This is a genomic window from Bartonella pachyuromydis, assembly GCF_039543065.1.
GTDB classification, from domain to species: Bacteria; Pseudomonadota; Alphaproteobacteria; order Rhizobiales; family Rhizobiaceae; genus Bartonella; species Bartonella pachyuromydis.
This window is the reverse complement of the sequence record NZ_BAABJA010000001.1, coordinates 64,818-79,190: the sequence shown is the minus strand read 5'-3', so window position 1 is coordinate 79,190 and position 14,373 is coordinate 64,818. Positions and strand designations below refer to the sequence as shown.

Here is a 14,373-nt window from a genome sequence, read left to right as displayed (position 1 = left end):
ATGGTAAAAGCAGTGACGTCAAGTAAGGAAGCAGCAAAAGTTGAGAAAAAGAAACCAGCTGCTCGTTCGGGCGTGAAAAAAGCCGCCTCGAAATCTCAAGTGGATGTAAAGGATTCCTCTGTGTCTGCGCAGGGCTCTTCTAAAAATACCCCTGTAAAAGAAGAGAGGCATGTAGCAGGTGGTGTTGGTGAGATCAAACAGGTTATTGGCGCTGTTGTGGATGTGCAGTTTGAAGGTGCATTGCCTAATATCCTTAATGCATTAGAAACCGATAATTTAGGGAATCGTCTGGTTTTGGAAGTTGCTCAGCATTTGGGCGAAAATACTGTGCGTACTATTGCTATGGATACCACTGATGGTCTTGTCCGTGGCCAAAAGGTTTTTGATACGGGAACACAGATCAGTGTGCCGGTTGGAGAGGCAACACTTGGTCGTATTATGAATGTCATTGGGGAGCCCGTTGATAATGTGGGACCAATTGTGACAGCCAAAAAACGCTCTATTCACCAAGATGCTCCTGAATATGTGGAACAGTCGACGGTCTCAGAAATTCTTGTCACTGGTATTAAAGTCGTTGATTTGTTAGCACCTTACTCTAAAGGTGGTAAGATTGGTTTGTTCGGTGGTGCTGGGGTTGGTAAAACCGTGCTTATTATGGAGCTTATCAACAATATCGCAAAAGCACATGGTGGATATTCTGTGTTTGCTGGTGTGGGAGAGCGTACACGTGAGGGAAATGATCTTTATTATGAAATGATTGAAAGCCGCGTAAATGTGAATCCAAAAGAAAACAACGGTTCAACAGAAGGGTCAAAATGTGCACTCGTTTATGGGCAAATGAATGAACCACCAGGAGCACGTGCTCGTGTGGCGCTTTCAGGATTGACTATTGCAGAAAGTTTCCGTGATGAGGGACAAGATGTTCTTTTCTTCGTGGATAATATCTTCCGTTTTACCCAAGCAGGAGCTGAAGTGTCTGCCCTTTTAGGGCGTATCCCTTCTGCTGTGGGATATCAGCCAACTTTGGCAACGGATATGGGGGCTTTGCAAGAGCGTATTACCAGTACAAAAACAGGCTCTATTACCTCTGTTCAGGCTATTTATGTTCCAGCTGATGACTTGACAGATCCAGCACCCGCAACGTCTTTTGCCCATTTGGATGCAACAACGGTTCTTTCCCGTTCAATTGCAGAAAAGGGAATTTATCCAGCTGTTGACCCCCTCGACTCTTTCTCGCGTATGCTAGATCCATTGATCGTGGGCGATGAGCATTATACGGTTGCTTGTCAAGTGCAAACCATTTTGCAACGTTATAGAGCACTACAGGATATTATTGCCATTCTTGGAATGGATGAGCTTTCTGAAGATGATAAGTTGCTGGTGGGACGGGCGCGTAAAATTGAACGTTTCCTTTCGCAACCTTTCCATGTAGCGGAAGCTTTTACCGGCTCACCTGGAAAACTCGTGCCTTTAGAAGAAACAATCAAAGGCTTTAAGGGCCTTTGTGCTGGCGATTATGATGATTTGCCAGAAGCAGCTTTTTATATGGTTGGTTCGATTGATGAAGCCATTGAAAAAGGAAAGCGTCTCATTGCAGAGGCTTCTTCATAAGAAGAAATCTGTAATAAATGCTTGGTGTAAAGAGGATAAAAAGTCCTTGTAGCAGGCCTCGTGGAGATTTTTGTGGAATACAATAGAGAAGAGCATTTTTTGTTTGAACTGGTATCGCCTGAAAAAATTGTATTTTCAGAGCAGGTGAATTCCGTTGTTCTTCCTTCAGCATCAGGTGTTTTGACGGTGATGGCGAATCATGCACCGCTGGTGGCGAGCGTTGTGTTGGGGAGTGTGCTTGTTCGCACCCCTTCAGGAGAGAAGCTGTTTGCTGTTTGTGGGGGCGTTGCCAATATTACCTTTTCAGGATGTTCTCTTTTGGTGGAGCATGTTGTTGTTGTCGAGCATCTCTCTTTTGAAGCGCTAGAACAGCAGATTTTGCAAGTTCGAGCAACGTTAGATGCCGGGACAAATGATGAAACAAATTATAAGCTTGAAGAATTTTTTGATCAATTGACAGCTGCTGGGGCTGGGGTGACAGAGGCGTAAAGGGTTATACGGGAAAGGCGACATGGGCGGAAAAAAAAGTACGGTTATGTCTGCTAAAAGAGGAGGTAAGCCTTTTCCATATCCAGGCCGCGTTTTTGCGGGTCCTTTGCCAAAGTGTTTCGTCTATATTTTTGCCTCTTTTATCTTGCAATGGGCTTATGGTCTGGGGGCAAATGTTGTTCAGTCTAATATTGTCCATCTTACCGGTGATTTCCATGCAACTTTGACCGAAACAACGTGGTTGGTTGCTGCCTATATGGCACCAAATGTAAGCGTTGCCATTATGTTGATCAAAATTCGCTACCAATTTGGGTTGCGTGCTTTTGCTGAATTATCAATTCTTGGTTTCGTTTTGGTTTGTGTCTTACAACTTCTTGTTACAGATTTGCGTTCTGCACTGATCATTCGCTTTTTTGCTGGTATTGCTGCAGCGCCTTTGGCTTCGCTTGCACTGCTTTATATGATGGAGGCTTTTGCACCAGCAAAGAAATTTACCATTGGTCTTAGTTTGAATTATATGAATGCTGCTCTTGCTGCACCCTTATCACGTTTGATCTCGCCTGGATTGCTGGAAAATGGTGGTTTTTCAAGCCTTTCAGCAATGGAAATGGGGTTGGTTCTGATTAGTTTGGGATGTATTTATGCTTTGCCACTAACCCCTGTGGTACGCAATAAGGATATTCAAAAATTAGATTGGCTTAGTTATGGTTTGATTGCTCTTGGTCTTGGACTCAATGCTGTAATTATGTCTGTTGGTATCTTGTATTGGTGGTATGAAGCACCATGGATTGGCTGGGCTTTTGCACTTGCTGTTTTTTCTTTGGTCATTGCAATTATTATTGAACTTAATAGAGAAAAACCATTGATTGATTTGCGCTGGATTTTCAGTAAAGAAATGATACAATCTGTTCTCATTTTATTGGTCTTTCATGTTTTCCTCTTAGAACGATCAACTTTAGCAGTGGGTTTTTTTAATCTGTTTGGTTTGTTAAATCGTGAGATGGCACCCATGAATCTTGCGATTATATTGGGTGCTCTTTTAGGAGGAGCGGTTTGTGTGTTGTTCTTACGTGTTGGGCGCGAGGATTATTTTTATCTTGTCTCTCTGGGCTGTTTGGCGCTTGGGACTTATTTAGATAGTCATGTGAACCATTTAACACGTCCACAAGATATGATGCTCAGTCAAGGGTTGGTCAGTTTTAGTTATGCACTTTTTTTACCGCCTGCTCTTTGTCGCGGATTTGTGGTTTCCGGTGAGCGAGGGCCACGTTACGTTTTGAGTTTTATTGCCGTCTTCCTGCTTACGCAAGTGACTGGCGGATTGATGGGATCAGCCCTGTTTGGCAGTTTGCAGTTTTTTTTCGCCCATAAGAACTTTGAGTCTTTAACACAAAATATTGTTGTTACGGATCCTCTTATTTCAGGAGAGGCTAACACCTTATTTTCTCCTTCTTATGGTGCTTTTGTTCCTCATATTTTGGGAGATGAGCAAAGCACATCTGGAGTGATTGAAAAGTTTAAATTAACAGCAAATATTTTGGCTTATGATGATGTTTTCCGGCTTTATTTTTATATTGCTGTGGTTGTATTCACTGTTTTTCTTATGAAAATATCTGTACAGTTATGTTCTATTCGTGCATTCAAAAAACAGTCTTATGTTGGTGAAGAGGGGTGCAAAAAATGATAAAAGCATTACGCGCAAGAGCAACACTTGTTGCATTCCTCTCAGGAATTACAGGTATTTTGTTAATCTTGTGGGCTTGGAAGCTGCCGCCTTTTATAAGTAATATTCAAATCACTGATAATGCTGCCATTAAGGGCGATGTTACTCTGGTGAGTTCACAAATTTCTGGGGTTATTGCACGGATTTATGTGCAAGATTATCAACGTGTTGAAAAAGGAATGCTGCTCTTTGAACTCGATGCTGCTCTGTTTCGCCAACAGTTGGCACGTGCACAAGCTGTTCTCGATTCAAAAAATGCAAAACTTGCAAGTGTTATATTGCAGGCTCAAATTCTACAGGGAGAAGTTAATGCTGCAGAAGCAGAATTGGCGCGCTCAAAAGCATTTTCCAATGTTCTTCCTGAAAACAAAAAGCTAGGCTTTGGGGATAGTTCGAATATTGTTTCTCGTCCTCTTTCACAATTGTTGACGGCGCTTGAAACAAAACGCCAATTGCAAAAACAATTGGATCTTGAACGCCAAAGTTTGCAGTCAGAGGTCGCAGGAGCAAAGGTTGGTGTTGAATTGGCTAAGCTTAATCTTGATCGTACGAAGATTTTATCTCCTAAAACGGGCTATATTGGTTTGGTTGGTGCGCGGGTGGGACAATATATTTTGCCTGGTGCGCAATTGGTGTCGGTTATTTCAGATGATATTTGGATTATTGCCAATTATAAGGAAACGCAACTTTCTCAGATGCGTGTTGGGCAACCGGTTATTTTTTCTGTTGATGCATTGAATAATAAAAAATTGACAGGACGTGTGGTTCGTTTCGCACCTGCGACGGGTTCAGAATTTTCTCTATTAAAAACGGATACGACAATTGGTAATTTTATTAAAATTGCACAACGTATTTCGGTGCGTATTGCTTTAGATCCTGGACAAGAGGGGGCTGAAAAGCTTATTCCTGGTATGTCTGTTGTTACGTATGTGGATACTTCCCAGCGTGCCGATTCTGGAGGGTGAATTTTGGGTATTTTCAGTTTGATTTTTATACCTTTTTCTTATAGCAAGTGGGCATTTACTTTAGAGGATTTCGTTTGGTTTGTCATGTTACATCTCTTTAAACTTTTATCTGTTCTGCTGTAAGAGAGTATCCTTCAGGAGAGTGAGATATATTCATTGCATAGGAAAAATAACAGGAGCGCTTTTTACTGATTTTAGTTTTCTTTTGCATCAATGAAGGGAGAAAGTGTTATATTGAGGAGAATATTTAAAGCAGGGCTGGTTCAGTGAGCTGATAAGCGAATTATATAAAATTGTCAAACATACAGGAAATCTGCTTTTAGCAGGGGTTTTCTGTAGGTTATTCTATAATAAGATCTTTATGAATATGACAAAACAATTGGTGTAATTACTTGTAAGAATAGGTAAATATAATACCGGATATGCTTGTTGTCTTGCAAAGTGTTGTACAAAAAGTTGCTCTATTTTCTAATTTATGACAGGGAAGTTTATGGCTTTATGATGTTGTTATGCCTCATAAAGAGCTTATTGCCGCTGATAAAGCGCTGTCTTCATCTAGTGCCGTTGCATGTTTGAGACAAAGATTGAGATGGTTTAGTACTTTACGCATGATAGCAGCTTTTTTATGCTAAATGAGGACAATATAGTGCATCAATCTGTTTTTGTTATCCCTGAAATGGGGAAGTATCTTCATTAGGGGGGCGGGTGTAACGGTGTAAACAAGCTTCTCTTTTTGCTGCGTTTTTTTATTCGCCCTTTATGGTTTGTAAAAGGGTTTAAAGCAATATCTTTTAAATAATGGAGGTTATATATTGCCTCATGCTTTTGTGGCTGTTATTCTTAAATGGGATTATATTCCTCACGTAAAATGGAATGCTCGCATGTCGCTCATGCGTGCGTTTTTTTAAAAAGCATTTCTCAATGTTGTTAAATCCATTTCACGACGGTGTGTATGAAGAGTATAAAGCTGTACCATCATCTTTATGCTTATGGATACTATCATATTATCTAGCTGTTTCCAATGTTGCGATAGATTTTGTCTTTGAAAGCGTTCAAGCATATTTCCTTTTTTCTTTATGGTTTTTATTCACATGCTCATGCTGCTTATAAGGTGCAAGAAAGCAATTTTAATGGGGCTAATATAAGAAAATTCAGGCTGAAACTTATCGGATTCATGGTGATGATAAAAATTGAAAATGATGATTATAGTATGATGATAATTCAGTCTATTATATATTTTAGCATTATCTTCTTATGCCGTAAAATAGCGTCGTTCGAGCTGTTGTGGTATAAAGCATATAAGATTTTACGCATTCAGTATTTCTAGAGTGTATTTATGTGTATTCAAAGCAGGATTTTTTCATAGAGCCTTATAGAAGTGGATCATATAAATAGTTAGCAGATGGAATCTACTCGACAAGAAAACATTGGATTTTTGCAGACCGGTATAGGTGAGAATCTTTATCTTTAAGGTGTGAGGAGGAGGGCGATAGCAAATTGACAGCTTGGAGGCTTTGTCAATCTTTTGGAAATGTGGGGAGGTTATTTAAGATGCCGCTGCTGGTTTCTTATGTTTCTTAAAGTTGTCGTCTGTAAGCTATAAAAGAATGCCCGATTTAAAGCGGGCATTAAAGGGAGGAATATTTTAATTTTTGCGTATCAGCAAGAAGCCAGCCAAAACTAATCCTGCCGCTAATGCGAGGGTTGTTTTAGGGTGTTCTTTTGCTTTTTTCTTCAATTCCGTAGCATGCTCGTTGAGATGGTAAAGCGCATGGCGCCCTTTTTGTTTCCATGTGTCAAGCATGTCAGAGATGTTTTCAAAATTGTCACTATGCGAATGCCAACGACTTACAGGGACAAGTTCACTTTTTAATTGTGCAATGCGTTTTTTAATTTTGGCATTTTTAGAGTGGGTTGAAAATAGACACATTTGTTGACTCCTTCATGTGTTATACTGTTTCACGAAAATTGGAATTATGTTGGGGCTTTGCTATAACGGCTTGAAAATTGAAAGGTTGCATTTGTGCTCTTGGTCGATGACGTGAAAGAGGAATCATCAGTGAGTTGATTTTCTCAAACCTAATGGATGGTACTTCTTCCAAGGTGCCAATTTGTGTTAGACGACTCTATGACTAAGAGGATTGCAAAGTCCAAGGATTTTTGTGGAATGAAGTGGTATCTTTTCTAAAATTGTATTGTGACAAGTGTTATCTGTAGTGCTGTAAAATATTATTTTTTAAAGGATCATATAAGACAGATAAATACAGTGTCATCTTTGTTTGATTTCAGTTTTCTTTTGAATGAACCAAGTGTAGAAGTGTAAAACTAAAGGGGATATTGAGGACAAAACTGATCTGATGATTCTATGAAGTGAATGACAGCTATGAAATAAATGACGTAAGTGCTAGCAGGTGAAAACCACTTGAGAAAAATCAATCTGTCATTAGACTTGTGGCTTGTAGAACATCTTATCCCTTGAGATTATGGAGAAAGCCAACATAAAAGATGATCGACAGGCGCTAGGTTGTGAAAATTTGAGGACTTGATGAGCACGGCATATTTTTTATCTAAACCTCTTGAACGTCGTCGATCTGTTGGTGTTGCGGTGGGCGATGTTGTGGTTGGTGGTGATAACCCCATTGTTGTTCAGTCCATGACCAATACAGATACTGCCGATGTTGATACAACTGTTGCGCAAACTGCTGCTCTTTGGCAGGCTGGTTCTCAATTGGTGCGAATTACCGTTGATCGTGATGAAGCGGCTGCTGCTGTACCAAAAATACGCGAGCGATTAGAACGATTAGGCTTTTTTGTGCCATTAGTGGGAGATTTTCATTATATTGGTCATAAGCTTTTATCAGAATATCCTGCTTGTGCAGAGGCTCTTGCAAAATATCGGATCAATCCTGGAAATGTAGGGTTTGGTGCAAAAAAAGATCGCCAGTTTGCGGAAATTATTGAGATTGCTTGCCGCTATAATAAGGCTATTCGCATTGGGGTGAATTGGGGATCTCTTGATAATGCGTTGTTGACACGGCTTATGGATGAAAATGCAAGGCAGGAAAATCCCTTATCTGTTGCTGAAGTGATGCGGGAAACTGTTGTTCAATCGGCTCTGCTTTCGGCTGCTTTTGCTGAAGAGTTGGGATTGGGGCGGGATAAAATTATTCTTTCTGCTAAAGTGAGTGATGTCCAAGATCTTATTGCTGTCTATAGCAATTTGGCAGCGCGTTGTGATTATGCGCTCCATTTGGGTTTAACAGAAGCAGGAATGGGAACAAAAGGTGTGGTTGCTTCTTCTGTGGCTTTGGGAATTTTGTTACAGCAAGGAATTGGCGATACCATCCGTATTTCCTTAACTCCAGAACCTGGTGGAGACCGGACGCGAGAAGTAAAGGTAGGGCAAGAGCTCTTACAAGTCATGGGGTTTCGGCAATTTTTGCCTGTGGTTGCGGCTTGTCCTGGATGTGGTCGTACAACCTCGACAGTGTTTCAGGAATTGGCACAAAAAATTGAAGCAGATTTACATAAAAATATGCCCATCTGGCGTGAAAAATATCCTGGTGTTGAAAGTTTAAAGGTGGCCGTGATGGGCTGTATCGTCAATGGACCGGGAGAATCAAAACATGCCGATATTGGTATTTCATTGCCTGGAGTAGGTGAAAGCCCAGCGGCACCTGTTTTTATTGAGGGGCAAAAGGTAAAGACTTTGCGCGGAAATCATATTGCTGAAGAGTTTGAAGCACTTTTAAGTGACTATATTCATACTCGCTTTGGGCAAGGTTAAAAAAATCATCACATAAACTGAAGTAAAGAAAAACTTTTTTATATCTTGTTGTCTGTGTTTTATTGTGTGGTGGTGCGTTCTTTATTGTTGCTTATTGCGCTAAAGCCGGTGGTTTATTGAAGTGGTGGTGCTTTGCTAATTTACGCGCTTGTTTTAAAGAGATATCTTTTAAGGCACCAAATCCCATTTCGCGACGACGCCCGTGAATGCTATAGCGATAAAGCCATTGAGATCCCTATATTTACGCTTATGAAGAAGCAAACCGGCACAATCATTATATTTGCCAGCTCCCAATATTACGGCAGTCCTTGCATTTGAGAGCATTCATAAAAGGTATTTTTACTCCTTTCTTGTCTAGTTTTTACCCACACACCAGCCCCGCTTTTGACGTGCAAGAAAGTGATATTGATTGATGCAACATAGACAGATTTGAAATAAGAGAATCCTACGATATTCAGCTCTCTCATTCAATATACAAAATAGTAAATTATCATTATAAATCAAAATGTTATTGCTGAAAAACGAGAAATTATTGTTCTGTTTTTTGCTTTGATTCTTCTTTATGTATGTGTCAGGTGGATGAGGCTATTAATTTTTGCGTTTTGCGCTAAAATGGGCAGCGTCTAGGAGTGGTTTTGCTTTGGCACCAAAAGGGCGTAAAAGAGCTTCTGCTTTGGTGATGAGTTCACCTCGTTTTTTTCGTGTTTCTTCAATGCCATAAAGACGAACAAAAGTGGCTTTTTGTGCATTTTCATCTTTACCAGCAGTTTTGCCTAGAACTTCGCTGTTGGCAGTTACATCAAGAAGATCATCCGTTAATTGAAAAGCTAAACCAAGATATGTTCCAAAAGAAGCAAGTTTTTCCGTTAATTCTTTAGATGCATGGGCGATGATTGCTCCTGCTTGGCACGCAAAGCTTATCAGGGCGGCTGTTTTCATGCGTTGTAGAGTGAGAATATTGCTGCTCTCTTGCAGTTTTTTTTCTGCTTCAATGTCAAGCATTTGACCGCCTATCATACCAGCAAATCCTGATGCTTTTGAGAGTGCCGTGATAAGCTTTATTCTGGTATCAAAAGTAAGTGCATGGGCTTTGTTAGCAATGATTTCAAAGGCAAATGTTAAGAGGGCATTGCCGGCAAGAATCGCTGTTGCTTCATCAAAGGCTATGTGAACGGTTGGTTTTCCGCGTCGAAGTATGTCATTATCCATGGCAGGGAGATCATCATGAATGAGCGAATAACAGTGAACACACTCTAGGGCACAGGCAATATCAAGAGCGTGTTCAGCAGGAATATCAAAAAGGGCACTACTTTCAAGCACAAGAAAAGGACGTAGCCGTTTTCCACCATTCAATACACCGTGACGCATGGCTTTAATCAAGATTTTAGGACGGGCAATTTCATCCTTTTCAACTTGTTCACTGAGCAGTGTGTCAAGTCGACTTTCAACGCTGCGCCCATGCTTTGCAAGAAGGGTAGTAAATTCGTGCATTCTTGCTTCCTTATATTTTGGCAAAATGAAATTTTCGAACTTGTAACAGAGAAAAGGTTGTTTTTCTTATTTTTTTCAATTTGCTTTGAGTGTTTGTTAAAAAATTAATTGTTCTTTTGATACTTATTCTCACTCTATGCAAGAGTCTCTATTAAAGACAAACAAAAATTGAATGAAAGAATCATGAAAAGACGTTTAATCAGTGCATAAATCTCTCAATTCTTGGTAATACTCTTGTCGTTTCTAACATCAATTTTGCTCATTGTGGTAACAGTATTGTCATTTTGACATTGCCTCTTCTGTTTAATCAGTGTATAAGGTAATCAACTTTTATAGTGTTTTTGATAGAAGCATTGTCATTTTTTGGCATTGCTTTTTCTGTTTTAATGGATTTGGAGTGTCTCTTTATGGCTGTACCTAAACGAAAAACCTCTCCATCAAAGCGGGGTATGCGCCGTTCGGCTGATGCCCTTAAGGTGCCAACTTATATCGAGGATAAAAATTCTGGTGAACTGCGTCGCCCTCATCATATTGATTTGAAAACAGGGATGTATCGTGGACGTGTAGTTCTGGTACCTAAAGATTGAGCGTTTTGTCTTTTTATTAAAATAACATCCATTTGATATGTGCATAAGTGCGCAGAGAGGTGGTTGTGCTCTTCTGTACTCTCTTCATTGAGCATATTAAGACCAAAATTTTCTCCTTTTGTGAGCTATTGGGGTTTTCTTGTTATCTAGACTGGTAGAAGAAATGTCTTGGTGTGTATTTTGTGTGATGTATGCTCATTAAAGGGAAATGCTAGAAAAGATCTTTGATGCTTTTGATGAGCCAAGTTTTTTAGAAAATTATTTGCTTTAATATGTGAAATGGGAATAAAAAGGATGTCAAGAAAGAGTGAGATATCGATTTCTTGAGATATGAAGGCACAATAATACTTATATCGCGTTCATTCTAGCAATATATTACCGAATAAAAATCCTTGGCAAATTTTCTATTCAATATTCTTCTACTATGGATAGCTTAATAAGAAAAAAATAAAACCAGCAATATGCTGGTTTTATTTTATGGATTATTTGTTATGCTGCATAAACGGCTTCATCACTTACATTTGCTTCATCTCTCTTCGCTTTCAATTCACGCTTTGGTTTGTTTGAGAGATGCATTTCTATGAGATTGATGGCTTCTGTTTCAGAAAGACCATTAATCACTGCAATTTCACGGGCCATTCGCTCAAGTGCTGCAGTATAAAGTTGACGTTCAGAATAAGATTGCTCGGGTTGTAGGTTTGAACGAAAAAGATCACGCACCACTTCAGCAATACAAATAAGATCTCCCGAATTGATTTTAGCATCATATTCTTGAGCACGACGTGACCACATAGTGCGTTTAACACGTGCTTTTCCATGAAGAATTTTTAATGCACGTTCAACAGAATCAACAGCAGACAATTTGCGCATTCCAACAGAAAGAGCTTTAGCAATGGGCACTTTAACATCCATTTTATCTTTCGCAAAATGGATGACAAAAAGTTTCAATTTATGTCCTGCAACTTCTTGATCTTCAATTGCTATAATTTGTCCCACGCCGTGGGTAGGGTAGACGATATATTCAGAGGTTGCAAATCCTTTATAATTGGAGGACGTTCCGTGTTGGGATGCCATATTTTCGTTTACTCCCTTTATGACCAACAAATGTATCGGAAAACAGGTTATAAACCTGAGGGTTGAGTGTTCTTAACCAAGTATATTACACTAATTGAATGAGCATAAAAGTCGAGTACTTTTAAATTCAACAAAAAATACATTGCTTCATTAAAAATAAGCAAAGAAAAATACTTAGAAAGAGGATCGTGTTAAAATAACATTAACATCAAAATTCAAAAGAATCAATCATTTCGCTTAAGAATTTTTATTTTTACAAGAAAATGCTCTCAATTTTTGCAGGTGCATGATGTGTGTTGTATCGTTATTTATCGACGCTTCTTGGATTTTTTTGAAAAATACTTTCTATTTCTTTTACTTGGGGTTGAAGGTCTTTACGGGTGATTAAATGAGGCCATTTGTTTGCATAATGGAGATTTAAGTTCTAACCACTTTTTAAGTTTTAGCTCTGTACCAGCTTGAATAGCTTCTGTAGATTATTTTGTAAGTGCGTGTTGTGAGGTTATTCGTCGCCGCTTCCTGGATTTTCTGAAAAATATTTTTCTAATTTGTTCGGAACACCATCCATTTCTTTTGCTTGAGGAAGAGGATCTTTACGGGTGGTTAAATTAGGCCATTTGCTTGCGTAAAGAAGATTAAGTTCTAACCACTTTTCTAATCCTGGTTCTGTATCAGGGACAATAGCTTCTGCTGGGCACTCTGGCACACAAACACCACAATCGATGCATTCATCGGGGTGAATGACAAGCATATTTTCACCTTCATAAAAGCAGTCAACAGGGCAAACTTCAACGCAATCTGTATATTTACAGTGAATGCAGTTGTCGGTTACTACGTGGGCCAAGATCGAACTCCATTGTTTATTTTAGTGATCTTTGGAGGAAACTGTGTCTTTATTATTTCTGAGTTGATCACGAAGTGCCGCTAATTTTGCAAAAGGTGAATCTGGATTAAGCTGTTTTTCTTTTTGAAAGGGTTTATGACTCGTGCGTTTGTTGTGAGGGGTGTTAGATTTATAAGAATGTTTTGTGTGTGATGTGGCTTCTTGAGGACTCTTCTCATTCGTTTTTGCCTCTTTTTTAAACGCTTTTTTTGCTTTATTTTGCCACTTATGTCCCGATTTATCACGTTTTTTTTGTGTGTGATGGTGAAATTGATGATTATAGCGCCACAATAAAATAACTTTATCTTCTGTGGTAGCGCGTTTTTGTTTGGCAAAGTCACCAACAAGTTCTGCATCTGGTAAACGACTTATAGTATTTTGTTGTGTATCATTACAAGTGGATATAGCGCTTTTTTCTTCTTGGACTGTTTCTAAGGTATGCATTGTTTGCCATTGATCGCCAACGCATTCTGCTGCAGGAACATCAAGGACAGTTGTTGTCGTACTACTGGTGTTAGAAGGTGCTTTGTCGGCAAGGAGATGTTGTTCAAAAACAGCATTGCTTATGGCATGCGATTGATAACCTAGCCCTTTGAGAATTTCTTCCATATCGCTCCCATTGGCTCCAAGAATCGACATCATTTCCGATGTAACAAAAAAGCTTTTGCCATCATAAGCGCCTTCGGGTTTAGGTTCATTGCCTTGTTTCCAATGAAGTGCGGGGCGGATTAGATTTGCAAGACGTTCTAAAATATCAATGCGTACAGCACGCTGCCCCAAAATTCGGTAACCGGCTAATTGATAAAATTGTCGGTTATAAGTAGAATCAACAACCAATGAGGTTCGTCCAGCAGATAATGCTGCAAAAATTTCTCCCAAACCAGTTTGGTCATGACCCTCGTTATGCAAATTCCATAGCAGGGTAATGGCTTGAACCGGAGCTGGTTTAAGCATTCCTGCAATATAGATATGAAAAGCGCCAAAACGCACCCCTAATCGTCGCAGAACAGAACGTGATTCTTGGTTAAGATTTTTAACCTCTTCGGCAACTTCTCGACGTGGTAAAACTCCTAAAGAGTGAACTAGTTTTAAGGCAAGACTGCTTGTTGAATCCGTTAAATTCTCAGCATTGCGCAGGTCAAACAGTGGTTGTAAAGCGATGTCAAAATAAAAAGTTACAAAGCGCTCCAAACGTTTTACTACGCTCTCACGTGCCTCCCCCGTTAATTGTGTATCTGCTAAAACAATAAGCTTTGGTTTAAAAAAATCTTCTCCTCCAACAAGTTGCCCTACCGGTTGACCAATCCAACGCACAATTCCATCAGAACTGAGGGTGAAATCTTTATTGGCACAAGCAGAAAAACGCATCGCACGTTTGGAAAAAGCAAGAATCAAATTTTCATTCTCTATCGAATTTTGCACACTTGCTGCTTGATCATTATTGTTCTTGTTGGCATAAAAACGAAAACCTTCGAATTTGCCATTACCGTGTTTTTCAATAAGAATATCATCCTGAAAAATGTTATTCTGTTGAACAATCTTGCTATCCATGATTATTTTCTTTCTCAGTGCTAGACTGGTAAAAAGCTTATTCTTAACAATTCTATCATTGTGCTGCTCCTTTAGCACGTTTGTTGCATTTTCTTCAATCATTCTTGTAGCTTTTTGGCGCTTCTTTTTGCTCCTTATAATTTGAATATTTTCTTTTTATTTATCATAGATGCTTCATAAAAGGTCATTACACGTATTGGTTGTGTTGTAAA

11 protein-coding genes and 1 pseudogene are annotated in these 14,373 nt (G+C 39.4%); 6 read left to right on the top strand and 6 right to left on the bottom strand.

All coding sequences use genetic code 11. The features are described from left to right. From atpD to ABD917_RS00370, 4 genes are all read left to right on the top strand, one after another. Positions 1-1,611, top strand: a complete 1,611-nt coding sequence (gene atpD / locus ABD917_RS00385; protein ID WP_345118113.1) for a F0F1 ATP synthase subunit beta — start codon at positions 1-3, stop codon at positions 1,609-1,611. Between the two features lie 72 nt (positions 1,612-1,683). Continuing rightward, positions 1,684-2,100: an ATP synthase F1 subunit epsilon gene (gene atpC / locus ABD917_RS00380; RefSeq protein ID WP_345118112.1), complete on the top strand. Its 417-nt coding sequence runs from the start codon at positions 1,684-1,686 to the stop codon at positions 2,098-2,100. Positions 2,101-2,122: 22 nt separating this feature from the next. Then, positions 2,123-3,784: an MFS transporter gene (locus ABD917_RS00375; protein WP_345118111.1), complete on the top strand. Its 1,662-nt coding sequence runs from the start codon at positions 2,123-2,125 to the stop codon at positions 3,782-3,784. Further along, positions 3,781-4,788, top strand: coding sequence for an HlyD family secretion protein (locus ABD917_RS00370; protein ID WP_345118110.1), 1,008 nt, complete (start codon positions 3,781-3,783; stop codon positions 4,786-4,788). Before ABD917_RS00375 ends, ABD917_RS00370 begins: the two co-directional genes overlap by 4 nt. Positions 4,789-6,433: 1,645 nt before the next feature. Here the strand turns inward: ABD917_RS00370 and ABD917_RS00365 are convergent. Next, positions 6,434-6,718 (bottom strand): hypothetical protein, encoded by a 285-nt coding sequence (locus ABD917_RS00365; protein ID WP_345118109.1) that lies wholly within the window; start codon positions 6,716-6,718, stop codon positions 6,434-6,436. A 615-nt stretch (positions 6,719-7,333) separates the two neighbouring features. Here ABD917_RS00365 and ispG point away from each other — a divergent pair. After that, positions 7,334-8,575 (top strand): flavodoxin-dependent (E)-4-hydroxy-3-methylbut-2-enyl-diphosphate synthase, encoded by a 1,242-nt coding sequence (gene ispG, locus ABD917_RS00360; RefSeq protein WP_345118108.1) that lies wholly within the window; start codon positions 7,334-7,336, stop codon positions 8,573-8,575. A gap of 133 nt (positions 8,576-8,708) precedes the next feature. On the opposite strand, the pseudogene ABD917_RS00355 reads toward ispG, so the two are convergent. Continuing rightward, a pseudogene (locus ABD917_RS00355) lies at positions 8,709-8,903 on the bottom strand (Arm DNA-binding domain-containing protein); the annotation flags it as partial. A 260-nt stretch (positions 8,904-9,163) separates the two neighbouring features. After that, the gene (locus ABD917_RS00350; RefSeq protein WP_345118107.1) at positions 9,164-10,066 is read right to left on the bottom strand and encodes a polyprenyl synthetase family protein; all 903 of its coding nucleotides are present in this window, start codon (positions 10,064-10,066) and stop codon (positions 9,164-9,166) included. Positions 10,067-10,473: 407 nt separating this feature from the next. On the opposite strand from ABD917_RS00350, the gene rpmF reads away from it, so the two are divergent. Then, the gene (gene rpmF / locus ABD917_RS00345) at positions 10,474-10,653 is read left to right on the top strand and encodes a 50S ribosomal protein L32 (protein WP_345118106.1); all 180 of its coding nucleotides are present in this window, start codon (positions 10,474-10,476) and stop codon (positions 10,651-10,653) included. A gap of 489 nt (positions 10,654-11,142) precedes the next feature. Here rpmF and ABD917_RS00340 read toward each other — a convergent pair whose 3' ends face one another. The 3 genes from ABD917_RS00340 to ABD917_RS00330 all read right to left on the bottom strand — a co-directional run bounded on the left by ABD917_RS00340 (position 11,143) and on the right by ABD917_RS00330 (position 14,161). Beyond that, entirely contained in the window at positions 11,143-11,727 is a 585-nt protein-coding gene (locus ABD917_RS00340; protein ID WP_345118105.1) for a CarD family transcriptional regulator, read from the bottom strand. A gap of 502 nt (positions 11,728-12,229) precedes the next feature. Beyond that, positions 12,230-12,571 carry a ferredoxin FdxA gene (gene fdxA, locus ABD917_RS00335; protein WP_144751437.1) on the bottom strand — a complete coding sequence of 114 codons (342 nt, stop codon included), beginning with the start codon at positions 12,569-12,571 and terminating at the stop codon, positions 12,230-12,232. Between the two features lie 21 nt (positions 12,572-12,592). Continuing rightward, positions 12,593-14,161: a hypothetical protein gene (locus tag ABD917_RS00330; protein WP_345118104.1), complete on the bottom strand. Its 1,569-nt coding sequence runs from the start codon at positions 14,159-14,161 to the stop codon at positions 12,593-12,595. Positions 14,162-14,373: the final 212 nt, after the last annotated feature.